The organism is Bacillus sp. AFS015802, assembly GCF_002561455.1.
Lineage (GTDB): Bacteria > Bacillota > Bacilli > Bacillales > Bacillaceae_B > Rossellomorea.
In genome coordinates, this window is the sequence record NZ_NTUP01000068.1 from 66,498 (window position 1) to 89,489 (window position 22,992).

A 22,992-nucleotide genomic window follows, 5' to 3' on the forward strand; every position below is an offset into this window, starting at 1 on the left:
GGAGGAAAGATAGATGAAAAGAATGGCGCTTTTCTTTGGTATTATCATTCTTCTTTACAGTGTTTATTATGATTTGAATAAGGGGACATTAAAGCTGCTGTATAAAGAATCCATCGTCGCCACTGTCAAACCCCAGGTCAATCAGCTCCCACCGGAGACAAGCAGGGGTGCTGAGAGTGATCAGGCTGCTTCTTCCATCCCTTATGTTGAAATGGAAATCAAGCCTGGGGATACAGTGCTGAGCCTCACAGAAGACCTCCTTGACGGCTCCATACCCGTTTCCATCGACAAAGTGATTAATGACTTTGAGGAATTAAACGATGTAGCACCCGCCAAAATCCAAATAGGGAAAACCTACAAGATACCGAATTATCAATGATCCCGCCATTCCATAAACACCTATTTCTTGTCATTTCACCTAAAACACTGTTACAATAGCTTCGTATTACTTATAATTAGAGTTTGAGAACCTTTTTAAAGGAGCGAATTACACTTGAGTGAAATTATACATCGTTCAAAAACACGTCCTGTCAAAGTAGGAAATTTAACTATCGGTGGTAATAACGAAGTGGTCATCCAAAGTATGACCACAACCAAAACACATGATGTCGAAGCAACGGTGAAAGAAATCCACCGTCTAGAGGAAGCCGGATGTCAGGTAGTAAGGGTGGCCTGTCCGGATGAACGTGCGGCGGATGCCATTGCTGAAATAAAAAAACAAATCAATATCCCACTTGTTGTCGATATACATTTTGACTATAAACTGGCCTTGAAAGCCATTGAAGGCGGAGCAGACAAAATCCGCATTAACCCGGGAAATATCGGTCGCCGTGAAAAAGTCGAAGCTGTTGTCAAAGCAGCCAAGGAAAAAGGCATCCCGATTCGTATCGGAGTGAATGCCGGCAGCCTGGAACGAAAAATCCTTGAAAAGTATGGTTATCCAACTGCTGATGGAATGGTCGAAAGCGCCCTTCATCACATCAAGATCCTTGAGGACCTTGATTTTCATGACATCATCGTATCCATGAAGGCTTCCGATGTGAATTTAGCCATCGAGGCATACACGAAAGCGGCGAAAGCATTCGATTACCCGCTTCATCTCGGGATCACCGAATCGGGCACGCTTTTTGCCGGAACCGTAAAGAGTGCAGCGGGCCTTGGTGCAATACTCAGTCTCGGTATCGGTAATACGGTCCGTATCTCATTGAGCGCCGACCCTGTCGAAGAAGTGAAAGTGGCCAGGGAATTATTAAAGTCATTTGGATTGGCGGCGAACGCAGCCACCCTGATTTCATGCCCAACCTGCGGCCGGATTGAAATCGATTTGATTTCAATCGCAAACGAAGTGGAAGAATACATTTCTACCATCAAAGCACCGATCAAGGTAGCAGTCCTTGGGTGTGCAGTAAATGGACCAGGGGAAGCCAGAGAAGCGGACATCGGCATTGCCGGAGCACGCGGGGAAGGACTTCTATTCCGCAAAGGGAAAACGGTCCGGAAAGTACCTGAGGAGACGATGGTAGAAGAATTAAAGAAAGAAATCGACAAGATTGCGGAAGAATACTTCGCAAAGCAGGAAGCGGAAAAGAAAGAACAGGAACAAGTCTAATACAACGGAAAGAGGACTGATCAGAGATCAGTCCTCTTTCTTTGGGTTTCTTGAAACGCTCCCAATTTCAAGAAAATCGATTTATTTTAAAAGAACGGCAGTACAAATAATCCTACGATTATTGATACGGCCCCAATTCCGATTGCCCAGGCACCGAGCATTTCTGCTCCCCGGCGTCTTGCGACAAATCCAAGGACGATCCCGGCAGCCCCCATGATGACAGGGAGGATAAATAAGGAAAGGATGGATAGTGCAAGTGCCGAGTAACCTAACACACGACCCGATGTTGTCGTATCTTCTACGGCATCCTCTTCAAAGTCGCGGCTGACATTCATTGGAGCAGCAATTTCTGCTGCTGTCTCTTCTCGGTAGTCTTTACTCACATCTGTTTCCGGATTGTCGTAATACACGTCGATATCTTGTAGATTTCGATCAACGCTGTTCAATTCGCGTCGTTCATCATTCATACAGCAATCCCTCACTTTCTGTGTTTGGGAGCCTTCTTATTGTGTGTCACTGTGCATATTTTACTATGCTAATCTTTGTCATTTTTGTTAGCTCCCCTTCTTGAGCGCTTATGTAACAACGCCAATACAACTCCTGTAAAGATTTATTGCTGACGAGGTTATTTCAAAGCGGGGAATGTGATAAACTTGAAGGAGTTTTTATAAAGAGGAGCATGATAAAGAATGAAACGTTTTGGAATCGATATTGATGGGACAGTTACGTCACCTGAATCTTTACTGCCTCATATAAATGATCATTTTCAATTGAACCTGACCTTACAAGACATCACCCAATACGAGTTGACTGAAGTTCTGGACATATCGCCACAAACCTTTGGGAAATGGTTTAAAGAAGCGGAACCGGTCATCTACAAAGAATCGCCCCTCGCTCCCGGCGCTAAGTTGATCCTGGATCAATGGAAAGAAAAACATGAGCTCTTTTTTATCAGTGCAAGAAGAAAGGACCTCATCCAGGTAACGAAAGAATGGTTCGATGCTCAGGACCTTATGTATCACCACATAGAATTAATCGGCTCTCATGATAAGATTTCCACTGCTAAAAAACATGACGTTGATATCTTTTTTGAAGATAAGCATGATAATGCAGTGGCCATTTCCGAAGAATTATCCATTCCGGTGCTGTTATTCAACACGCCCTATAATCAAAAGCCGATCCCGGATGGGGTCATCCGCGTAAATGATTGGAAGGAAGCGGATTCCTGGGTCCGCCACTGGCTCCGGGAACAAGGTTGATCATAGAAAAAAGCCTCTTAAAAGAGGCTTTTTTCTATTCCTTGGTAAATAAGGATTTAAATCGCTCCACACGCTTCCGGTTCACCTTGAAATCGTAATATCCAAGGCGGGAACCCGACTTAAAATGCAATAAGTGGGTACTTTCATCGATATACAGCTCAAGATCATCCTTGAACTTCAACCATTTGGATGTAAAGACCGCATGCACATAATGTGACTCCTCTTCCTTGATCTCGACAGAATCGAATTGGCTCAGGGTCCGGTGTATTTTTGCTTTCGCATCCTCCACTCCTCCGCTAATCGGAAGAGGTGCAATCCGGTGGTAAGATGTGAGATCGATTGTACTGACACAGTTTTTTTTATTGGTGGGGCAATGGGTGAAAGGGACCGTTTCCATGGCTACATCTCCTCTATATTCCTTCTATATAACCATTTTTCCCCTTCTTTACGAGTAGTTAAACACCGAAAGCTGCCGGATAGAAAAGAGAGACCCCAAAAGGGATCCCTATTGACACTGTGGACATTTTCCATAAATTTCGAATTTATGTCCAGAAATATCATAACCGGTTTCGGCTAAATTTTCCTTCAACGCTTCCATCGGGCAGGTGTGGATTTCTTTCGTTTTCCCGCAATCCATACAAATGAAATGGTGATGGTGGTGGTGACTTTCACACGTAATCCGGAAATGTCTTTCACCGGATAATTCCGTTTCTTCCAGAATCCCAAGTTCAACGAACAGGCTTAGATTACGGTAGATGGTATCGAAGCTCAGACCGGGGTAATCAGCTTTCATGTATTCCAGCACGTCCCTGGCGGTCAAATATTTATTCGAGCTCGAAAACAATTCAAGCAGCTGTTCCCGTTTTCCAGTATGCTTATAGCCCTTGGCTTTCAACAGATCCATTGCTTCCGTTACATTCAATTTCTACACCTCACCTTTAGAAGAATGACTAGATGACTTTACTTTCTTGATCAGGATTGTCATAAGAAGAATCAATATGGCCGTTATTACAATCGTGCCACCCGGTGCTAGATTCAAATAGAAGGCACTGACTAACCCGACGATGACGGAAATCTCACCGAATAATAAGGAATATCCGATCGTTTGTTTAAAACCATTCGCGATCCTGATGCTTGCGGCAACCGGCAAGGTCATTAAAGATGACACCAGGAGGATTCCGACGATGCGCATGGAGGCGGCAATCACAAGAGCGACCATGATCATAAAGATAAAGTGGATCGCCTTCGCAGGTATCCCGGAGGCCTTTGCATGATCCTCATCAAACGATAACAGGAACAATTCCTTATATAATAAGAAAATCACAGCGATGACAAGCACACTGATTCCGCCGATCAAATACAGGTCCCCCCTGCTGACGGCACTGACACTCCCAAATAAATAACTGAACAGATCCGTGTTAAAACCGTCTGCCAGTGAAATGAATATGACCCCTATCCCGATTCCCCCGGATAGGATGATTGGAATCGCAAGCTCCTGATAATGCTTATATACCATCCGTAACCGTTCAATGAATAAAGAGCCCATAACAGAGAAAGTCATCCCGAAGTAGAGAGGGTTCAATCCTTGGAAAGCAGGTACGGTTTTACTTAAATACAGGCTTGCCGCAATACCGGACAGGGTGACGTGACTCAGGGCATCGGCTATGAGGGAAAGTCTCCTCACCACGATGAATGCTCCCAGTAACGGCGCAATGATCCCGATGAGGATCCCTGTCAGAAAGGCATTTTGTAAAAATTCATATTGAAAAATAGCTTGAAGCATTTTCTTCCCTCCGATCGATCATGAATGATGATGTTCATGCTCATGATTCAAGAAATGTACATCATGACCGTAAAAAGAGGAAAGCTGGTTTTCCTTGAGCTTTTCAAACTCTTCTGTTTTGCCATGGAAATGTAAATGTTTATTTAAACAGGCCACATGTGTCACCTTATTCGAGATCGATCCGATATCGTGGGTGACAAGCACAAGGGTAATTCCTAAATCTTTGTTCAATGTTTCCAACATATCGTAAAAATTTTGGACGTTCCGGCTGTCCACACCGACTGTAGGTTCATCGAGTATCAATACATCCGGATGACTGACGAGGGCCCTCGCGATGAATACCCTCTGCTGCTGCCCTCCTGATAATTCTCCGATATTCCGTTTGGCGAACTCGCCCATGCCCACGGATTCAATCGCTTCATACACATCTTGCCTATAGTTGGATGAAACCCGCTTGAACAAGCCTGCCTTCTTGGCAAGTCCGCTTGCCACCACTTCATAAACGGTAGCCGGAAATCCGGTGTTGAAGCTGTTGGCCTTCTGAGACACAAAGCCGATGCGGTCCCATTGTTTGAATTTATGCTGCGGGATCCCGAACAGCTCGATCTTTCCCTCTTTCACCCGTAGAAGTCCAAGGACAAGCTTTAATAAAGTGGATTTCCCCGAACCATTCGGGCCCACGATTCCGAGAAAAGCACCTCTTGGGATGCTCAGATTGATATCTTCGAGCACCCTCTCACGCTCATAACGGAAGTTCACATTTTCTATGTTAATCACAGGATTTGTCATATCCATTATCATCAGCTCTCTTTATAAGAATCATTACGATTTAAAAGTACATAGGGTAGTATACAGGATGAATGCTCAATTGTAAATGATTCCGTCCTTCATACAAAAAAGACCACCCCTCGTGTGTGGGCGGTCCTGAAACATTTTTATCTAATCAATGAATGGCAGACTTGAAACGGGCACCTTTTGTTTCCTGTGTGCTCATGATGGTGATGAATGCATTCGGATCGACATCGGAGACAAGGGATTTAAGTTTCGTGACTTCAAGCCTTGTGACCACGACATATATGACCTCTTTGTCATGATCCGTATAGCCTCCACGTCCCTTTAACATTGTCGTTCCCCTGCCGAGCCTATGCAGGATGGCCTCGGAAACGTCAAGGTAATGGTCAGACACGATAATGACCGCCTTTGTTTCATCCATCCCCTGAATGACCGTATCAATCGTCTTGAAGGCGATATAATAGGTCATGACCGAATACATGGCTTCTTCGATACCGAAAACGAATGCAGCCCAGCCGAAGATGAATATATTCATGAACATCACGAACTCCCCGACGGAGAACGGCAATTTCTTCGTTAGAAGAATCCCGAGGATTTCGGTTCCATCCAATGACCCTCCATGTCGGATGACAAGACCCACACCCACGCCGAGGATCAACCCACCGAAGACCGTCGCCAGGATCTCTTCCGTGACGAATGGATCCATCTGGTGAAGGAGGCTTTCGATGATCGCCAACGCGACGATGGCAAACAGTGAAGATACCACAAACGTTTTTCCGATCTGCTTGTAGCCCGAATACATAAATGGGAGATTCAATAGGACCAAAAGCGTTGAGAAATTAAGAAAAGGGATCGAATCGGAAACCAAATAATTCAAGATCAGGGATACCCCGATGATTCCCCCGTCGATGATATTATTCGGAACAAGAAACAGCTCAATCGAAACAGCCGCGAGTCCCGCTCCGATCGTGATAAAAAACAGGCGGTAAATAAAATGCAGGGGACTTTCTTTCTTATGTACTCTTTGAGTCATCGTCATTTCCTTTCCTTTCACTTATTTTCTGATAAAAAGTGTCACTTTCTTGGCGTGAGATACATATGTATCAGTTGAGGAGTGATAAACGTGAAGCTATTACAAAATGTGATCAATCACAAAATCAATCATATTACCAATGATGAACTATTAAAGTATGCTAAACAATATAATATTTCACTGACGTCCCAGCAGGCAACAAGCATCGTTGCAAGCGTGAAAGGAAAGAACATCAATATCTTCGATGATGCCAAAAGGAGCAAATTAGTGAAGGATCTGGCCAAGATCATCGGTCCGACAAAAGCCCGGGAAATCAATCAGCTCTTTTTACAGCTCATCCGATAGAAAGAAAGAGGAGGCGTCCTCAAATCTTGAGAAATGACCTCCTCCCCTTTTTACTGATTCACTATTTTCGTTAACAAATCTTCATCGAAGGCTTGATTACGCAGCATTTCGATCTCGAACTTGTAAGGAGCTTTTTTATTCTTCTTATCTTCCCCTACATATGGAGTTTCCAATATCTTAGGAACTGCCTCGAGCTGTGGGTGATGCACGATATAATTCAGTGCCTTGAATCCAATATGACCGAATCCAATATTTTCATGGCGGTCCTTAGAAGCTCCCCGTTCATTCTTACTATCGTTTATGTGAAGGACCTTTAAGCGATCGATGCCTACGACTTTATCGAATTCTTCCAATACACCATCGAAATCTTCTACAATATTATACCCTGCATCATGTGTATGACAGGTATCGAAGCAGACGGAAAGGCGGTCATTCAGTTCTACACCGTCGATGATACGGGCCAATTCCTCGAACGATCTGCCACATTCGGAGCCTTTTCCGGCCATTGTTTCAAGTGCAATCTGAACTTTATGATCTTTCGTCAATACTTCATTCAGACCTTCAATGATTCTTTCGATTCCTTTGTCTGCACCCGCACCGACGTGAGCACCGGGATGAAGCACGATTTGTCCTGCACCCAGTGCTTCCGTGCGCTCGATTTCAGAGCGAAGGAAATTGACTCCAAGCTCGAACGTGGCCGGGTTGGTGGTGTTGCCGATATTAATGATATAAGGGGCATGGACGACGATGTCCTCTATCCCGTTTTCTTTCATGTGGGCAAGACCCGCTTCGATATTCAAGTCTTCAATCTTTTTTCTTCTCGTATTCTGGGGCGCACCTGTATAAATCATGAAGGTGTTCGCACCATACGATACAGCCTCTTCACTTGATGCGAGTAACATGTTCTTTCCACTCATGGAAACATGGGATCCAATCTTAACCATTCTTCTCAACTCCTAAGAAAATCTCTCTTTATTGTATCGAATGTGTACAAATGAATCACGTTCAAACATTTATTTGTTTCTGTTTTTTATTCTTCTTTCCCGCTTCTTGATTTGATCCATTTTATATTTCATTTTCTTTTTATATCCCGGTTTGACCGCTTTTGGTTTACGGACAAGGGATTTCGCCTTTTCATCGATTTCATCTACGCTCGATTTTTGACGGGTCTTACGCTTGTTCAGGGCAGGAAGCTCAGACCATTCGCCTTTTTTAATGTCCCGATGAGCAAAGCTGATTCCAAGCTTCTCCAGACGATTCAATGCATCTTCATCCGACGGTGTGTAAATGGTATAGGCGATACCGCTATTCCCGGCACGTGCCGTACGTCCCGAACGATGGACGTAGAAATCCAGATCCTGGGGAAGTTCAAAGTTAATGATATGACTTACCCCTTCGATATCGATTCCTCTCGCAGCCAGATCCGTTGCCACAATATATTGATAATCAAGGTTCCTTGTTTGTTTCATCATTTTCTTACGCTCACGCGGAGTAAGATCACCGTGGATACGGCCAACCTTTAATCCTTTGGCAATAAGGGCATCGGCCACTTCATCCGCTTTTTGTTTCGTATTCGTGAACACAATCCCTAAATATGGGTTGATTTCCACTAAAATATTGTACAGCAGATTGATTTTATCACGGCTCTTCAAGGGTACGATCACGTGTTGTATATTTTTCGCTGACAATTGCTCCGGCTCGACGTGGGCATATTGCGGATTTTCCATATACTTCTTCAAGAATGGCTTCAGTTTCTCCGGGATGGTCGCAGAAAACACCAGCATCTGCAGCTTCTCAGGCATCTTCGCAGCAATTTGATCCACATCTTCAATGAATCCCATATCAAGCATGAGATCCGCTTCATCGATGACAAGAACCTTGGCTGTATGGACAAATAATGCCTGATCTTTTACTAAGTCATTGATCCGTCCCGGTGTACCCACGACGATATGGGGCTGATGCTTCAATTTTTCGATGGTTCTCTGCTTGTCCGTCCCTCCGATAAAGCAACGGGATACAATGTCGCTGTTCTTCGTGATCTTGAGGACTTCCTGATAAATCTGTTGAGCCAATTCACGGGTAGGGGCAGTAATGACCGCCTGTACCTGTTCAGCGGCAGCATCCACCTTCTCGATGATCGGTAATAGATATGAGTGGGTTTTTCCCGTACCCGTTTGAGATTGACCGATCGCACTTTGCCCTTTCAAGATCAAAGGTATCATTTTCTTCTGGATCTCTGTCGGTTCATAGAAGCCGAGCTCTTCTACTGCTTCATTGATGAAAGACTGAAATCCGAATTGCAGGAATAAATTCTTTTTCATTGTGTACATCTCCTTTTTTCGTACTATCCTTTTATTTACGCTGTCATCGGGATGGATGCCTGAAGTCGTTCACATCATCACCACAGATCTATATAAAATGTACGGATCACTTTTTAAGTTATCAGTGATTTTATTTTAACGTTAGCAAGCGTCATATTTAAAGAACATCTAACCATTATAATCAATTTTCGGCAAAACATCTAGGTCAACCTGATTTTATTTCAGATGATATTGTCACAATACCCTTTTTCAACCTGTTGCATACTCTATAATGACAACGAATTTATTCGAATGAAAGGAGGCTGTCATTATGCCGCCCAAAAGAATGAGAAATCAAGGTCAGGATATGCGAAATCCTTTCGGAATGAGACAGCGTCGCGGAAACGCCTTTGGAATCCAGCAACCCCGAAATAACAGCTTCGGGATGGGACCGTCACAACCCCCGCCATTTCAATTTGGAAGCCCCCCCAAAAAACAGGGCTTCAATATGGGGATGAATCAAAGGGGAAGAGGCAGAGGACAAGGAAAGGGTCTGCTGTCGAAGTTCCTGAAAAAAGGGGAAAACCGCAATCCGGACGGCGGCGGTGGACTTCTACAACAGTTTACTCGATCTGCACCCGATACAACTGGATTCGAGAGATCTCCACAGGCAGCAGGCGGAATCATACAATCCCTCTTGAACCCTGGCAATGTGAACTCCTTTTTGTCCAATACCCAACAAATGTTACAGACTGCACAGCAATTGGGCCCGATGTTTCAACAATACGGTCCCATGGTCAAGAATATCCCCTCTTTATGGAAGCTTTACCGGGGACTGAAAGATATGTCTGCTGATGAACCGTCTGAAGAAGAAAAAAAGGAAGGGGATACCGATATCCCCGTAGCAGAAGCCCCCGTCAAGAAGAAAAAGAAGAAGAAGAAGCCCTCAGTAGAAATCACTGACGACGAAGATTGGGAAGACGAGGCACCGGCCAAATCAATGTCAAAACCAAAACTCTATATCTAAAAAGCCGAATCCCTAAGGGTCCTCCATCACCTGACAGGGATTGTTTTTTTATAAAATCAGGTTCTCACCCGACACTCCAAAACACCCCTGTTGGTGACCAAAAAACGGTGATTCACTTCGTTCTCTTTGTCAGATAGACCAATCTCCTTTATAATGAAGTCAAGACACTCTCTCATGTAGGAGGATATTCATAGATGGAAATTATTAAGATTACTCCGAGGGGCTATTGTTATGGTGTTGTGGATGCAATGGTCATTGCAAGAAATGCTGCACTGGACAAATCGCTTCCTCGTCCAATTTATATTTTAGGTATGATCGTTCACAACAAGCATGTAACTGACGCATTCGAAGAAGACGGAATCATCACCCTCGATGGCAGCAACCGAAAAGAAATCATCGAACAGGTGAATGAAGGTACGGTGATTTTCACGGCTCACGGGGTATCGCCCGAAGTGAAGGAAATTGCCAAACAAAAAGGACTTGTCACGCTGGATGCAACCTGTCCTGATGTCACAAAGACCCATGATTTGATCCGTGCCAAAGAAGCCGAGGGCTATGATGTCATCTATATCGGCAAAAAAGGCCATCCGGAGCCTGAAGGGGCCGTCGGGGTTGCACCTGAAATCGTACACCTCGTCGAAACGGCCGAGGACGTTGAAAAACTGTCCATCGAAAACGAAAAGATCATCGTGACCAACCAAACGACCATGAGTCAGTGGGATGTACTTGATACGATGGATAAGGTGAAGGAAATGTATCCTCACGTTGAGCTGCATAAGGAAATCTGCCTTGCCACTCAAGTAAGGCAGGAAGCTGTTGCAGAGCAGGCCGGAGATGCCGATGTCCTCATCGTCGTTGGCGATCCAAAGAGCAATAACTCCAACCGCCTCGCTCAAGTGTCAATGGATATCGCAGGTACTCCTGCCCATCGAATCTCAGACATCAGCGAATTGAACATAGATTGGATCAAGGATGCCGGTATCGTAGCTGTCACAGCCGGTGCCTCCACTCCGACACCCATTGTCAAAGAAGTCATTAAATTCCTGGAAGCCTTTGATGCAAACGATGAATCCACTTGGACAAGAGAGCGCAATGTTCCATTGAATAAAATACTCCCCAAAGTACGAAAAGCTAAGTTGGGAACAAAATAAAGAAGTCGAAAGGCCCCTTACGATCCGTAAGGGGCCTTTTCTATTCACATATACGTAAAGGGATTCGTTTCAGCTTTTGATGCAAAGATATTGACAATATATCCTTTTTCGGAGCATTTTCTGGCCAGGTGGGCAGCCACCCCTTTTTTCATCACTTTTTCAATATGATGTCCCGCATCGACTACATTGAGCCCCATCATCATGGCGTCATGAGCAGTATGATAATAGATATCCCCGGAAACAAACACATCCGCGCCCTGTCTCTTGGCTTTTCCGATGAATTTATTTCCATCTCCTCCGAGTACCGCCACTTTCTTCACCTTTGCGTCCCCGTCCCCGATCAGTCTGACTCCGTCCATGCCTAATGTTTCCTTCACGAAGAGCGCAAATTCCTTCAGGCTCATTTCCTCTTGTAAATATCCTATTCTGCCCAGTCCAAGAGCAGGCGGTCGATTTTCAAGAGAATAGATATCATAGGCGATTTCTTCATACGGATGGTGGGAAAACATCGCTTTCAACACTTTTTTCTCAAGGGATACAGGATATACCGTTTCTACCTTTTCTTCTGCCACTTGCTCTAGAGTACCCTGCGTTCCTATATGGGGGGTTGTACCATCTTCAGGAAGGAACCTCCCCTGTCCCTCGGTTGAGAAGCTGCAATGGGAATAATTTCCGATATGTCCTGCTCCCGCTTTCCCTAAAGCCGTCCGCAGTTCCTCGGCATTTTCTTTCGGCACGTATACCGCCAATTTGCGAAGTTCCTCCTGATAGGTAGGAATAAGAACAGAAGGATCTTGCAGCTGAAGGATATCCGCAAGCAGATCATTCACACCGCCTGCCGCCACATCCAGGTTGGTATGGGCCGCATACACAGCAATATCATGCTTGATCAGCTTTTCAATCATCCGGCCCTGATACGAGTCCGTTTGCAATGCTTTCAACGGACGGAATAATGGCGGGTGATGGGCAATGATCAGTTTGACATTGTTCTTGATCGCTTCATCCACGACATTTTCCAGCACGTCCAAGGTGATCATCACATTTTCGACCTTTTCATTCAGCTTACCGATTTGAAGTCCGATCGGATCTCCATCCTCCGCCAGGTATTTTGGGGAGAATTCCTCAAAAAGCTGGATGATCTCATGACCGTTTACTGTTTTCATTGGGTAAGGACCTCCTCTACCATGTTGATTTTATGAAGAAGCTCAGTCTTTCTTTCTTCCAAGGCTTCCGTCTTCTCTGCTTTTTCCATGTTATTCAGGATATTCTTCCATTGCTTTGACTCCTGGTTCCACTTTTTAAGGAATGCCTCGTTCCGTTCTCTCATTAAAAATGGCCCGAGTAACTGCTCTTTTTCAAGTTCCCCCGAATAGTGGGCCTTCGGATCGCCTTTTTCCGCTATCAAAATTTCATAAAGCTTATCATCTTCTTCAAGAATTTCTTCTCCAATCAGATCCCACTCATTGTCAATAAGCCACGTACGGATCGATTTCGCACTCACATTAGGCTGCAGGATCAACCTTGGCCCATTAGTGAGCTTGTCTTTTCCAGCCTCGAGAATCGATGCAATCAAGGTACCGCCCATGCCGGCAATCGTAATGCAATCCACTTCTCCAGGTTGAATGACTTCGAGACCGTTTCCTAACCTTACTTCCACTTCCTGGGTCAATCCGGCAGCTTCCACCTGCTTTTTAGCGGAAAGGTAAGGGCCCTTCACCACTTCGCCCGCGATGGCGGAGGAAGCAATCCCTTTATTGACCGCATAGCACGGCAGGTAGGCATGATCTGAGCCGATGTCGGCTATTTTTGCTTGCTTTGGTATGTAAGAAACCACTGTTTCGAGTCGTTTTGATAATTGTTGGATATTCATTCGTTCACCTTTACTCATTTTTATTGAATTGCCTGTACGCTACTCATTCTAACCAACTTTTCCATATAAAAAAAGTCCTTTGCCCAAAGACAAAGAACCTTTTTCAGTCATTCATTATTTAAGTGATTTGATCCAGTCTGCCATTGCATCAAGATTTTCATCTTTTACAAGACCAGCCGGCATGATGCCTCCACCATTTTTGATTCTATCTTTGATCTCGTCTTTAGACAGCTTCGTTCCTTTAAGAGCAGGACCGGCGCCACCTTCATAGTTTCCACCATGACAAGATACACAAGACTCCTTGTACTTAGCTTCCGGATCGAATTCGCCACTTGAAGCTTGTTCGCCTTCTTTACCAGCCATCTCACCATGTTTTTCGTCCTTCGCTTTTTCTTCGGCATTGTTCAGGCCTTCGATGGATAAGAAGAAAACAAGACCAATCCCAAGAGCCATAATAAGTACGAATGGAATGATTGGATTACGATTCATGATTTTAACCTCCCTTATGTACAACATCCAAAAAATAGTGCTCTTTTCAACACTTTATATTTTACTGTAAAAAACGACAAAGTAAAAGTCCTATCAATTAACTTTTCCATCTTTCTCACAAATTAGACACAATTCCCTTCAATTTTCCTATTTTCCAAACTCATCCTTCTTTCTTCCAGGCTTTGAAGGAGAATATAGAGAGGAGCCCTATCGCCCTTCAAGGGGTCAATAGAGCTCTCTCATCAACATATAGGACTTTACCCTATTGACACCCGATCAATCTTGAAATGACCATTCTCTGAACTTCTGAAGTCCCTTCACCGATCTCAAGGAGTTTGGCGTCCCGCATATAACGTTCAACATGATATTCCTTCATGTAGCCGTACCCCCCATGAATCTGAATCGCTTCGTCCGCCACTTCCATACTGATTTCGGAAGCGTAGAGCTTACACATGGAGGCTTCTTTGGAAAATGCTCTTCCCTGATCCTTCAACCAGGCAGCTTTATGCACCATATTCCTGGCGAGCTCGATCTTCATCGCCATGTCAGCCAGCTTAAATTGCGTGACTTGAAATTGCGATAAGGTCTTACCGAATTGCTTTCTTTCTTTCGAATATTGAAGCGCCTTGTCAAATGCCGCTTGTGCCACACCGACCGCCATCGCCCCAATTCCGATCCTGCCCCCGTCCAGGGTGACAAGGAACTGTTTGAATCCTTCTCCCTCTTTCCCTAACAGGTTTTCCTTCGGTACTTCCACGTCTTCCAGTACCAGCTCGGTAGTGTTGGATGAATGAAGCCCCATTTTTTCATAATTATCAATGACCTTGAAACCATCCGCTTTAGTCGGAACGATGATCGCACTGATTTCTTTATTTCCATTGTTCCTGCCTGTAATCGCTGTCAATGCGAGATGATTTGCATAACTTGCATTGGTGATATAACATTTATTCCCATTGATGACCCATTTATCCCCTTTATCTTCAGCAGTGGTCTGGGTTCCACCTGCATCTGAACCTGCATTGGGTTCAGTCAGGCCGAAAGCCCCAAATGATTCCCCTGTACATATCGGCGTGAGGTACTCCTGTTTCTGTTCGTGTGTACCAAACAAATTGATCGGGGCCCCACCAAGCGAAATATGGGCAGAGTATGTGATCCCCGTGGAGGCACATGCACGGCTGAGCTCTTCTGTTACGATGGCGAAACTGACCGTATCAGCTCCCGCTCCACCATATTCTTCCGGAAAGGGAAGCCCCATCATGCCAAGGTCAGAAAGCTTCTTGAAAATGTCTTTAGGAAATTCCTTTGTGCGGTCCCGGTCCAACGCACCTGGTGCCACTTCTTCCTCTGCGAATTCCCTGATCGTCTTCTTGATCATTGCCTGTTCTTGTGTTAAGTCGAAATTCATCCTTATCCCCCTTGTCTAACGTTGATGACTGAAAGCACTATACTTATAAACGCAGCACTTCCCGAGCAAAGTCACAGGACTCTATGAATGCGCTCTCATTCCTATTATAAGAGGGAATCGTGAATTTTCTCAACTTTAAAAAACTTTTAAATTTTCAGAAGTTATAGTGATATATAAATAACGACCAGTACCGCTCCAATCGATCCCGCTACGGAAAAATAATTCAGCTTCCATTTCAATCCGGCTCCAATCCAGATGAAACAGTTTAGAAATAAGGTTATGTAGAATCCCACCGTGTTTCCCTTCACGATTTCCTCCGTTACCTCCATGGATGTAAGCAGGAGGATGCATGCGGCGGATGTGTACAGGAGAAGAGGAGATAATTGTTTCTTAGTATAATAAATTCCTACACCCAGTAATAATCCGACAAAACTTGCCAAAATCGCTGTTTGCAAAACGATTGACAATTCAGTAAAATAAATGACAAATAATGAAATGACTAACGCACTGAGTGAAAGCAATAAATCCCTAAGCATGTTTTTCTTTTTTGAATCCGTTTTCTTTCTGTCATCGATACCTGCTCCACCCGTATATAATGCCAGAAGATAGTCACAATACTGTTCCGGCAGCATTCCTGTCCGCTTCCAGAGTCGAATTTCATGGATGATGATGTCGGTTTTCGAATCTTTTATTCTGCTCACATGTGTCACACCTTCTATTGTCAGATCCATAACTGTATTCGCCAAAGATCATGAATATCCCTTTTTAAAACGAAAAAAACTGCCCCCATTTTTCAATAGAGGCAGCAAAGATGTTCTATTCCAAAAAGTCTTTTAACCGTTTGCTTCTGCTTGGGTGGCGAAGTTTTCTGAGTGCCTTCGCTTCGATCTGACGGATACGTTCACGGGTGACACCAAAAACCTTACCCACTTCTTCAAGTGTACGGGTTCTGCCGTCGTCCAGACCAAATCGCAGTCTGAGGACATTCTCTTCACGGTCTGTAAGAGTATCCAGGACGTCTTCAAGCTGTTCTTTCAACAGTTCGTAAGCAGCATGTTCCGAAGGGGATTGAGCTTCGGCATCCTCAATGAAGTCCCCAAGGTGAGAATCATCTTCCTCCCCGATCGGTGTTTCAAGGGATACCGGTTCTTGTGCGATCTTAAGGATTTCACGGACCTTTTCAGGTGTCAAATCCATTTCTTCCGCAATCTCTTCCGGTGCCGGTTCACGGCCCAGATCCTGAAGCAACTGTCTTTGTACCCTGATCAGTTTGTTGATGGTTTCTACCATATGGACCGGAATACGAATCGTTCTTGCCTGGTCTGCAATGGCACGTGTGATGGCTTGACGAATCCACCATGTGGCATACGTACTGAATTTGTACCCTTTACGGTAATCAAATTTTTCAACAGCCTTGATGAGACCCATGTTTCCTTCTTGAATAAGGTCTAAGAATAGCATACCGCGACCGACATAGCGTTTTGCGATACTGACAACAAGTCTAAGATTCGCTTCGGCAAGGCGGCGCTTCGCTTCTTCATCACCATCTTCAATTCGCTTGGCAAGATTGATCTCTTCCTCAGCTGATAGTAGGTCGACTCTCCCGATTTCTTTCAGATACATACGAACCGGATCGTTTATTTTAACGCCGGGAGGAACGCTTAAATCATTCAGATTAAACTCTTCTTCCTCTTCTTTTTCCAATTCAGTGGCACCCGGATCATCATCATCATCATTTTCATTAACGATTTCTACACCTTGTTCACCTAAGTGTTCGTAGAATTCATCCATCTGATCGGAATCCAATTCAAACCCTGATAATTTATCGGCAATATCTTCGTAGGTGAGGACTCCTCTTTTCTTACCTTGGTTAACTAAGAATTCTTTCACCTGATCAACTGTTAATTCTGACGCTATTTGTTTGGAACGCGCTGACTTTTCAGCCATTTGTCCCCCTCCTTCCAACTTCCTTACAAAACTTTATAGAGACTTACGCAGCTGTAAGATTTCCATTGCTATTTGTGCTTCCTGCCTGTAATCCTTTAATCTTTCCGCTTCTTTTCTTTCCACTTCTTTTTCCTTTATTCTCAACATCTTTTGATGTTTTAACACCTGATTCACATAATCCGTCAATTCCTGATCCGAACTTTCTTCGCTTATCGACATCATTTCAATGTCTGTCACGATCCTTCTGAGCCTTTCATCAGGTAGGTACCCGATAAAGGCACTGGCACTTGGAGGCAGACCTTGTTCATAATAACCCAATAAATAAGTAATAATAGCCTGGTGCTCATCAATATTAAGGTTCGTCCCCGCAAGCCACTCCTGAATCTTATAAGCGATATTCGGATCTTTCAGCATATAAGCAATCAACCTTCGTTCAGCGGTTTGGTATGCAGGCAACAGTTTAGACTGTGTGGGCCGTTTGAAATCCCCATGCATACCGACCTGTTTAGGCGGTTTAGATACGCGCTTCTCCGGACCCTCTAATTCAGATAGCTGTTGTTGAAGGGCCTCTAAGGACAATTCGAACTCATCGGCTAAATACCTTAAATAATAGTCCTTCTCGACCGCCTTACTCAATTGAGTAATTTCCTTAAGTATGTCTTCTATATACTTAAGCCGATCTCCTTCATCATTCAAGTTTTTATTTAGCTTATAGTACCGAAGCTTAAATGCCATGAACGTCAAGCTTGCCCCTATTACATCCTGTTGAAACTTTTCTCCACCATATTTGGTGATGTAGTCATCAGGGTCTAATTGTTCCGGTATTGTGGCAACGCGGATGTCCAGCTGATGGTTATGAAGGAGCTTTCCTGCCCTGAACGCGGCTTCCACCCCTGCGGAATCACCATCGTAGCATATGATGATGGAATCCGTTAATCGCTTCAAAAGTCCTATCTGCTGTTCCGTCAATGAGGTACCCATGGTGGCTACCCCGTTTTCGACCCCTGCCCCGCTTGCCGAGATCACGTCGGCAAATCCTTCGAATAGGATCGCCTGCTGTTTTCTCCTGATCATTGCCCGGGCACCGTGATAATGATAAAGAATGCTGCTTTTATTGAATATCTTTGTTTCAGGACTGTTTAGGTATTTTGGTTCGTCATTCGGATCGATGGTCCTGCCCGAGAAAGCAACGGTGTTTCCTTTCGCATCCACAATCGGGAACATGATTCTGCCCCTGAAGCGATCGAGGAAGGAATCGTCCCTTTCCCTTCTGACGAGTAATCCCGCGGCTTCCATCAGTTCCAGGGAGTAGCCCCGTTTCTCCAGGAATTTAACCGTGAAATCCCAACTCGGGAGCGACCAGCCTATCTGGAATTTCGTGATGCTTTCCGTCGTAAAGCCCCTTGCAAGTAAATATTCCAATGCATCCTGACCTTCCTTTGTATTTAGGAGGAGATGATGGTAAAATTTACTTAATAAGCTATGGGCTTCCATCATTTGCTTTTCGTCCTCCTGAGGAGGAAGCGCTTGATCCGAAGAAGAAGTCTGGATGGAAATCTCTTCGCCTACTTTAGCCCCAAGCTTTTGGGCCGCTTCAAGGAAGCTCAGGCCGTCTACATCCATGAGGAATGTAAAGGCATTTCCTCCTGCACCGCATCCAAAGCAGTGAAATATCTGTTTGTCGGGGGAAACAGAAAAAGATGGAGTGTTTTCTCCATGAAAAGGACACAAACCAAAATAATTCCTGCCCTGCTTTTTCAGTTGTACATAGTCACCCACAACATCCACAATATCGGTTGACGACAAAATTTTATTTAACTTATCTTCAGGGATTCTTTCAGACATGCTTTATCACCTGTTTTTATTAACCCTTTTAATCCATTCTGTACTTATTACGATTCTCCTGCAATTTCCGACAAGATTTTATCGAAGGACGTACAAAATGTTTCTCTGTCTTCATTTGTGAAAGGCTTGGGACCTTTACCATAGTTGCCTTTTTTGCGTTCTTTGGCTGCGAGATACCGGTAATCGAGTGCCGTGACGATACTCTCTTCCCTGTAGGCTTTTCCCCTGGGAGAGATGGCGTAAACTTTTTTCGGCAATACCAGACTCGCAAGCCCTATATCCTGCGTCACCAGTACATCCTGTGCCTTTACGTGGTTCATGATGTATAAGTCGGCCGCTTCTTTCGAACTATCCACATATACCCACTCCCCTTGATCGGGTGTGTTCTTTTTATGGGCATGGGAAGCAACAAAAATGATTTCAAAGCCATAGCCTTTTGTTATTTTGATGATTTCCTGTTTAACAGGACAGGCATCTGCGTCTACATATACGGTAGGTTTATGTTCGCTAATACTAACTATTCTACATCACTCCGTATTATCCTTCTCTCTTTATGAACTTTCCTAGAGATTTGATTAAAAATGTCGAATTTTAATTCAGGTGAGACTTGACATATCACAATAATTAGTTTATTCCTTAAGAGTTTAGTCTAAACCTATTTTAAATATTTTTATCACAATTTTTTATTATAGTACAAGCGGACAAGTTTGACCACTATAAAAACTCAATTTATTCAAGGTTTTTAAACAAGCTGATCCATTCACCAAAAAAAGAATGATTCCCCTCTATTCCAAGGGAATCATTCTTTTGGCTATTTACGTAGCCATCAATCATGGGACTGATGATAAATATTCGTTATGACATTGGCTGTTTCTTCGACGGCCTTGTTCGTTACGTCGATGACGTGACATCCGATGCGGTCGGTGATTTTCTCGAAATATTCAAGCTCGTCTTCAATCCGTTTTATGTTTGCATAGCTCGCCTGATCATTTAATCCCAGGGACTTCAATCTTTCCCGGCGGATCGTATTCAACTTTTCAGGACTGATCTTCAGTCCGAAGCACTTCTTAGGTGAAACCATAAATAACTCTTCAGGAGGATCCACTTCGGGAACAAGTGGTACATTGGCCACTTTGATCCGCTTCAGGGCAAGGTATTGGGATAGAGGGGTCTTGGAAGTCCTTGAGACCCCCACTAACACGATGTCCGCTCTTAAAATGCCCCTTGGATCCCGCCCGTCATCATACTTGACGGCGAATTCGATGGCTTCCACCTTCTTGAAGTAATCATCATCAAGCTTTCTGACCGTCCCGGGTTCGAACAACGGCTCCTTTTGGTAGGAAGATTGATATTTGTCCATCAATGGACCAATGATGTCAAATGCATAGAGCTCTTCCTTTTCTGATTGTTCTTTGATGTAGGCACGCATATCCGGCTTTACAAGGGTATAAACGATCAACCCCTGATTCAGTTTCGCTAAGGAAATCACTTCATCGATATGTTCCAGGTCCTCTACATACGGAAAGCGCTTAATGACCGTATTGGAACCATTGAATTGGCTAATCGCCGCTTTTGTGACTAATTCAGCAGTCTCTCCCACCGAGTCGGATACAACATAGATGATCGGTTCTTTCACGATCGTTCACCACCTTCTAATATTCATCTGCCAATGCTACAAATGCTTTCGTAATATTGGTCTTCGTAATCCTGCCTATGACCTCGAGATCGCCGTTTTCGGTCTTTTTAATGACGGGGACAGAGTCGATTTGTTTATGAATCAAGTCCTTCGCCACCCCGATCAGCTGGTCATCCTTTTCACAGACCGTGATATTGGGCATCCTTGTCATAATGATATTCACCGGCAGGGTACTGAGTTCCTGCTTCCCAATACTTGCTCTTAACAGATCCTTACGGGACAGGACCCCCACCAGGTATGTATTGGCGTCCACGACAAACAATGTTCCCACATCTTCCAGAAACATTGTCACAATCGCATCATACACGGAAACATTCTCATTTACCACCACTGGAATCGACTGATAATCCTTGACGTAAATTTTGTTCAGGTTTTCTGTCAGCAGCTGCGTTCCTGTTTTCCCTGTATAAAAATACCCTACTCTTGGACGTGCATCCAGGTAACCTGCCATGGTCAGGATGGCAAGGTCAGGCCGGAGAGTCGCTCTGGTTAGGTTTAATTGATCGGCAATCTGTTCACCAGTGATAGGTCCGTTGTCTTTCACTATCTGCAAAATATGTTCTTGACGCTTATTGAGTTCGATTGTTACTCACCACCTAACGGTCAAACGATTTATGTTATACTTTATATGAAATATTATATACTATTTAACCAAAATGAAAAGAGCATATTATCATTCAAATGTGACAACACTATATTTTAAATTTCACTTTACAAAGAGTATCTTTTTTTGTTAGAAACTTCAAATCTTTTCTCTTTCCACGATCAGCAGTTGTTTTTATTTCTTTATCATGATAAAATGTCTTCATCTTATCACCAATAAAGCTATGAGGGATCAATAAGTACTTGCTAACCAATAAGCGACTGGGGACAGTGAAAGCCTAGAAAGCAGGGAAACGGCAATCCGGAGCTATTTACCGATGAAAAGTGGGTATACTCTTATGTATATCAACTAGGGTGGAACCGCGAGTATCAAGCTCGTCCCTAGGCCTCAAGCGCCTAGAGACGAGCTTTTTTATTTACATAAATGATGAAAAGGAGTGACTTATATGTCAATGGAAAAAGTAGTCAACTTAGCAAAGCACAGGGGGTTTGTATTCCCCGGTTCCGAAATTTACGGAGGACTTGCCAACACATGGGATTACGGCCCGCTTGGTGTGGAGCTGAAAAATAATATTAAAAAAGCCTGGTGGAAGAAATTCGTTCAGGAATCCCCTTATAATGTGGGCCTTGATGCAAGCATTCTCATGAACCCTCAAACATGGGTGGCTTCCGGTCACGTTGGGAACTTCAATGATCCGATGATCGACTGTAAGCAGTGTAAGACACGTCACCGTGCGGATAAAATCATCGAGAACGCCCTTGAAGAAAAAGGCATCGAAATGATCGTGGATGGTCTTTCTTTCGAAAAAATGGAAGAAATCATCAAGGAGCACGATATCGCGTGTCCTGATTGCGGAAGCCATGATTTTACGGATATCCGCCAATTTGATCTCATGTTCAAAACGCATCAAGGTGTAACGGAATCTTCTACAAATGAAATCTACTTACGCCCTGAAACTGCACAAGGGATCTTTGTAAACTTTAAAAATGTACAGCGCTCCATGCGCAAAAAAATGCCATTTGGTATTGCACAAGTGGGAAAAAGCTTCCGGAATGAAATCACACCGGGTAACTTCACATTCAGGACGCGTGAATTTGAACAGATGGAACTTGAATTCTTCTGTAAACCGGGAGAAGACCTGGAGTGGTTCTCTTACTGGCGCGAATTCTGTAAAAACTGGTTACTGAACCTCGGCATGAGTGAAGACAACATGAGACTGCGCGATCATGATCAGGATGAACTATCACACTACAGTAATGCGACTACGGATATTGAATACAAATTCCCATTCGGATGGGGTGAGCTTTGGGGTGTGGCTGATCGTACAGACTTCGATCTGAAGCGTCATATGGAACATTCCAATGAGGACTTCCACTACATGGATCCTCAAACGAACGAAAAGTATGTTCCATACTGCATCGAGCCTTCCCTTGGGGCAGATCGTGTAACCCTTGCATTCCTTTGTGATGCTTTTGAAGAAGAGGAACTTGAAAATGATTCACGTACCGTGCTTCGTTTCCATCCGGCACTGGCACCGTTCAAAGCGGCGGTCCTTCCACTTTCCAAGAAGCTTTCTGATGATGCATTCAAGGTGTATGAAGAGCTGTCACAGGATCTGATGATCGACTTCGACGAAACGGCATCCATCGGGAAACGTTACCGCCGTCAAGATGAAATCGGTACACCTTTCTGCATCACATTCGACTTCGACTCTGTAGAAGACGGTCAAGTAACCGTGCGCGACCGCGACACAATGGACCAGGTGAGAATGCCGATCAGCGAAGTAAAAGGCTTTTTACAGGAAAAAATTAAGTTTTAAAACCCTAAAGCGGAGGGG

The 22,992-nt window shown here is 44.1% G+C and carries 25 protein-coding genes; 7 read left to right on the forward strand and 18 right to left on the reverse strand.

The genetic code is table 11. The features are described from left to right. The first annotated feature begins 13 nt into the window (after positions 1–13). Together CN378_RS20830 and ispG are read left to right on the forward strand one after the other, a co-directional pair. Positions 14–379, forward strand: coding sequence for a hypothetical protein (locus CN378_RS20830; protein ID WP_098354418.1), 366 nt, complete (start codon positions 14–16; stop codon positions 377–379). Between the two features lie 123 nt (positions 380–502). Continuing rightward, positions 503–1,609 (forward strand): flavodoxin-dependent (E)-4-hydroxy-3-methylbut-2-enyl-diphosphate synthase, encoded by a 1,107-nt coding sequence (gene ispG, locus CN378_RS20835; protein WP_142323646.1) that lies wholly within the window; start codon positions 503–505, stop codon positions 1,607–1,609. A gap of 86 nt (positions 1,610–1,695) precedes the next feature. Here ispG and CN378_RS20840 read toward each other — a convergent pair whose 3' ends face one another. Further along, positions 1,696–2,076, reverse strand: coding sequence for a DUF4190 domain-containing protein (locus CN378_RS20840; RefSeq protein WP_098354420.1), 381 nt, complete (start codon positions 2,074–2,076; stop codon positions 1,696–1,698). A gap of 222 nt (positions 2,077–2,298) precedes the next feature. Between CN378_RS20840 and CN378_RS20845 the strand changes: the two genes are divergently transcribed. Continuing rightward, entirely contained in the window at positions 2,299–2,868 is a 570-nt protein-coding gene (locus CN378_RS20845) for a hypothetical protein (protein WP_098354421.1), read from the forward strand. 34 nt (positions 2,869–2,902) lie between these two features. On the opposite strand, the gene CN378_RS20850 is transcribed toward CN378_RS20845, so the two are convergent. From CN378_RS20850 to CN378_RS20870, 5 genes are all read right to left on the reverse strand, one after another. Further along, the gene (locus CN378_RS20850; RefSeq protein WP_098354422.1) at positions 2,903–3,265 is read right to left on the reverse strand and encodes a DUF1499 domain-containing protein; all 363 of its coding nucleotides are present in this window, start codon (positions 3,263–3,265) and stop codon (positions 2,903–2,905) included. 108 nt (positions 3,266–3,373) lie between these two features. Beyond that, positions 3,374–3,790: a Fur family transcriptional regulator gene (locus tag CN378_RS20855; protein WP_098354423.1), complete on the reverse strand. Its 417-nt coding sequence runs from the start codon at positions 3,788–3,790 to the stop codon at positions 3,374–3,376. Positions 3,791–3,793: 3 nt separating this feature from the next. After that, positions 3,794–4,651: a metal ABC transporter permease gene (locus CN378_RS20860; protein WP_098354424.1), complete on the reverse strand. Its 858-nt coding sequence runs from the start codon at positions 4,649–4,651 to the stop codon at positions 3,794–3,796. Positions 4,652–4,669: 18 nt separating this feature from the next. After that, complete coding sequence (locus CN378_RS20865; protein ID WP_098354425.1) at positions 4,670–5,446, reverse strand: metal ABC transporter ATP-binding protein; 777 nt, start codon at positions 5,444–5,446, stop codon at positions 4,670–4,672. A gap of 148 nt (positions 5,447–5,594) precedes the next feature. Then, on the reverse strand, positions 5,595–6,476 hold the full coding sequence (locus CN378_RS20870; RefSeq protein WP_098354444.1) for a YitT family protein: 882 nt from the start codon (positions 6,474–6,476) through the stop codon (positions 5,595–5,597). Between the two features lie 90 nt (positions 6,477–6,566). Here CN378_RS20870 and CN378_RS20875 point away from each other — a divergent pair, with 90 nt between their 5' ends. After that, positions 6,567–6,821: a DUF2624 domain-containing protein gene (locus CN378_RS20875; RefSeq protein ID WP_098354426.1), complete on the forward strand. Its 255-nt coding sequence runs from the start codon at positions 6,567–6,569 to the stop codon at positions 6,819–6,821. 50 nt (positions 6,822–6,871) lie between these two features. Here the strand turns inward: CN378_RS20875 and CN378_RS20880 are convergent, their stop codons facing one another. Together CN378_RS20880 and CN378_RS20885 are read right to left on the reverse strand one after the other, a co-directional pair. Further along, positions 6,872–7,765: a deoxyribonuclease IV gene (locus CN378_RS20880; RefSeq protein ID WP_098354427.1), complete on the reverse strand. Its 894-nt coding sequence runs from the start codon at positions 7,763–7,765 to the stop codon at positions 6,872–6,874. Positions 7,766–7,834: 69 nt separating this feature from the next. Next, a complete protein-coding gene (locus CN378_RS20885; protein ID WP_098354428.1) occupies positions 7,835–9,142 on the reverse strand; it encodes a DEAD/DEAH box helicase in 1,308 nt (435 codons plus the stop codon). A 310-nt stretch (positions 9,143–9,452) separates the two neighbouring features. On the opposite strand from CN378_RS20885, the gene vrrA reads away from it, so the two are divergent. Together vrrA and CN378_RS20895 are read left to right on the forward strand one after the other, a co-directional pair. Continuing rightward, positions 9,453–10,148, forward strand: a complete 696-nt coding sequence (gene vrrA, locus CN378_RS20890) for a VrrA/YqfQ family protein (protein ID WP_098354429.1) — start codon at positions 9,453–9,455, stop codon at positions 10,146–10,148. A 194-nt stretch (positions 10,149–10,342) separates the two neighbouring features. Further along, on the forward strand, positions 10,343–11,299 hold the full coding sequence (locus CN378_RS20895) for a 4-hydroxy-3-methylbut-2-enyl diphosphate reductase (RefSeq protein ID WP_098354430.1): 957 nt from the start codon (positions 10,343–10,345) through the stop codon (positions 11,297–11,299). A 44-nt stretch (positions 11,300–11,343) separates the two neighbouring features. On the opposite strand, the gene CN378_RS20900 is transcribed toward CN378_RS20895, so the two are convergent. The 10 genes from CN378_RS20900 to ccpN all read right to left on the reverse strand — a co-directional run bounded on the left by CN378_RS20900 (position 11,344) and on the right by ccpN (position 21,134). Next, entirely contained in the window at positions 11,344–12,462 is a 1,119-nt protein-coding gene (locus tag CN378_RS20900) for a Nif3-like dinuclear metal center hexameric protein (protein WP_098354431.1), read from the reverse strand. Next, positions 12,459–13,169, reverse strand: a complete 711-nt coding sequence (locus CN378_RS20905; RefSeq protein ID WP_098354432.1) for a tRNA (adenine(22)-N(1))-methyltransferase — start codon at positions 13,167–13,169, stop codon at positions 12,459–12,461. The genes CN378_RS20900 and CN378_RS20905 overlap by 4 nt, the downstream gene beginning before the upstream one ends. 114 nt (positions 13,170–13,283) lie before the next feature. Continuing rightward, the gene (gene cccA, locus CN378_RS20910; RefSeq protein WP_098354433.1) at positions 13,284–13,658 is read right to left on the reverse strand and encodes a cytochrome c550; all 375 of its coding nucleotides are present in this window, start codon (positions 13,656–13,658) and stop codon (positions 13,284–13,286) included. A gap of 262 nt (positions 13,659–13,920) precedes the next feature. Next, positions 13,921–15,063 carry an acyl-CoA dehydrogenase family protein gene (locus CN378_RS20915; protein WP_098354434.1) on the reverse strand — a complete coding sequence of 381 codons (1,143 nt, stop codon included), beginning with the start codon at positions 15,061–15,063 and terminating at the stop codon, positions 13,921–13,923. Positions 15,064–15,224: 161 nt separating this feature from the next. Next, positions 15,225–15,764: a hypothetical protein gene (locus tag CN378_RS20920; protein WP_142323645.1), complete on the reverse strand. Its 540-nt coding sequence runs from the start codon at positions 15,762–15,764 to the stop codon at positions 15,225–15,227. 115 nt (positions 15,765–15,879) lie between these two features. Then, a complete protein-coding gene (gene rpoD / locus CN378_RS20925; RefSeq protein ID WP_098354436.1) occupies positions 15,880–17,010 on the reverse strand; it encodes an RNA polymerase sigma factor RpoD in 1,131 nt (376 codons plus the stop codon). A gap of 33 nt (positions 17,011–17,043) precedes the next feature. Continuing rightward, complete coding sequence (dnaG, locus tag CN378_RS20930; RefSeq protein WP_098354437.1) at positions 17,044–18,855, reverse strand: DNA primase; 1,812 nt, start codon at positions 18,853–18,855, stop codon at positions 17,044–17,046. Positions 18,856–18,902: 47 nt separating this feature from the next. Next, on the reverse strand, positions 18,903–19,367 hold the full coding sequence (locus CN378_RS20935) for a YaiI/YqxD family protein (RefSeq protein ID WP_257141226.1): 465 nt from the start codon (positions 19,365–19,367) through the stop codon (positions 18,903–18,905). 314 nt (positions 19,368–19,681) lie between these two features. Beyond that, positions 19,682–20,494, reverse strand: coding sequence for a pyruvate, water dikinase regulatory protein (locus CN378_RS20940; protein WP_098354439.1), 813 nt, complete (start codon positions 20,492–20,494; stop codon positions 19,682–19,684). A 13-nt stretch (positions 20,495–20,507) separates the two neighbouring features. Then, complete coding sequence (gene ccpN / locus CN378_RS20945) at positions 20,508–21,134, reverse strand: transcriptional regulator CcpN (RefSeq protein ID WP_098354440.1); 627 nt, start codon at positions 21,132–21,134, stop codon at positions 20,508–20,510. Positions 21,135–21,600: 466 nt separating this feature from the next. Between ccpN and CN378_RS20950 the strand changes: the two genes are divergently transcribed. Next, the gene (locus CN378_RS20950; protein ID WP_098354441.1) at positions 21,601–22,974 is read left to right on the forward strand and encodes a glycine--tRNA ligase; all 1,374 of its coding nucleotides are present in this window, start codon (positions 21,601–21,603) and stop codon (positions 22,972–22,974) included. Positions 22,975–22,992: the final 18 nt, after the last annotated feature.

Bases quoted from the DNA above. Each gene is read 5' to 3' on its own strand.
- CN378_RS20830 (WP_098354418.1), top strand. From the start codon at position 14: ATGAAAAGAATGGCGCTTTTCTTTGGTATTATCATTCTTCTTTACAGT.
- CN378_RS20840 (WP_098354420.1), bottom strand. From the start codon at position 2,076: ATGAATGATGAACGACGCGAATTGAACAGCGTTGATCGAAATCTACAA.
- CN378_RS20845 (WP_098354421.1), top strand. From the start codon at position 2,299: ATGAAACGTTTTGGAATCGATATTGATGGGACAGTTACGTCACCTGAA.
- CN378_RS20850 (WP_098354422.1), bottom strand. From the start codon at position 3,265: ATGGAAACGGTCCCTTTCACCCATTGCCCCACCAATAAAAAAAACTGT.
- CN378_RS20860 (WP_098354424.1), bottom strand. From the start codon at position 4,651: ATGCTTCAAGCTATTTTTCAATATGAATTTTTACAAAATGCCTTTCTG.
- CN378_RS20865 (WP_098354425.1), bottom strand. From the start codon at position 5,446: ATGGATATGACAAATCCTGTGATTAACATAGAAAATGTGAACTTCCGT.
- CN378_RS20870 (WP_098354444.1), bottom strand. From the start codon at position 6,476: ATGACTCAAAGAGTACATAAGAAAGAAAGTCCCCTGCATTTTATTTAC.
- CN378_RS20880 (WP_098354427.1), bottom strand. From the start codon at position 7,765: ATGGTTAAGATTGGATCCCATGTTTCCATGAGTGGAAAGAACATGTTA.
- CN378_RS20885 (WP_098354428.1), bottom strand. From the start codon at position 9,142: ATGAAAAAGAATTTATTCCTGCAATTCGGATTTCAGTCTTTCATCAAT.
- vrrA (WP_098354429.1), top strand. From the start codon at position 9,453: ATGCCGCCCAAAAGAATGAGAAATCAAGGTCAGGATATGCGAAATCCT.
- CN378_RS20895 (WP_098354430.1), top strand. From the start codon at position 10,343: ATGGAAATTATTAAGATTACTCCGAGGGGCTATTGTTATGGTGTTGTG.
- CN378_RS20900 (WP_098354431.1), bottom strand. From the start codon at position 12,462: ATGAAAACAGTAAACGGTCATGAGATCATCCAGCTTTTTGAGGAATTC.
- CN378_RS20905 (WP_098354432.1), bottom strand. From the start codon at position 13,169: ATGAATATCCAACAATTATCAAAACGACTCGAAACAGTGGTTTCTTAC.
- cccA (WP_098354433.1), bottom strand. From the start codon at position 13,658: ATGAATCGTAATCCAATCATTCCATTCGTACTTATTATGGCTCTTGGG.
- CN378_RS20915 (WP_098354434.1), bottom strand. From the start codon at position 15,063: ATGAATTTCGACTTAACACAAGAACAGGCAATGATCAAGAAGACGATC.
- rpoD (WP_098354436.1), bottom strand. From the start codon at position 17,010: ATGGCTGAAAAGTCAGCGCGTTCCAAACAAATAGCGTCAGAATTAACA.
- dnaG (WP_098354437.1), bottom strand. From the start codon at position 18,855: ATGTCTGAAAGAATCCCTGAAGATAAGTTAAATAAAATTTTGTCGTCA.
- CN378_RS20950 (WP_098354441.1), top strand. From the start codon at position 21,601: ATGTCAATGGAAAAAGTAGTCAACTTAGCAAAGCACAGGGGGTTTGTA.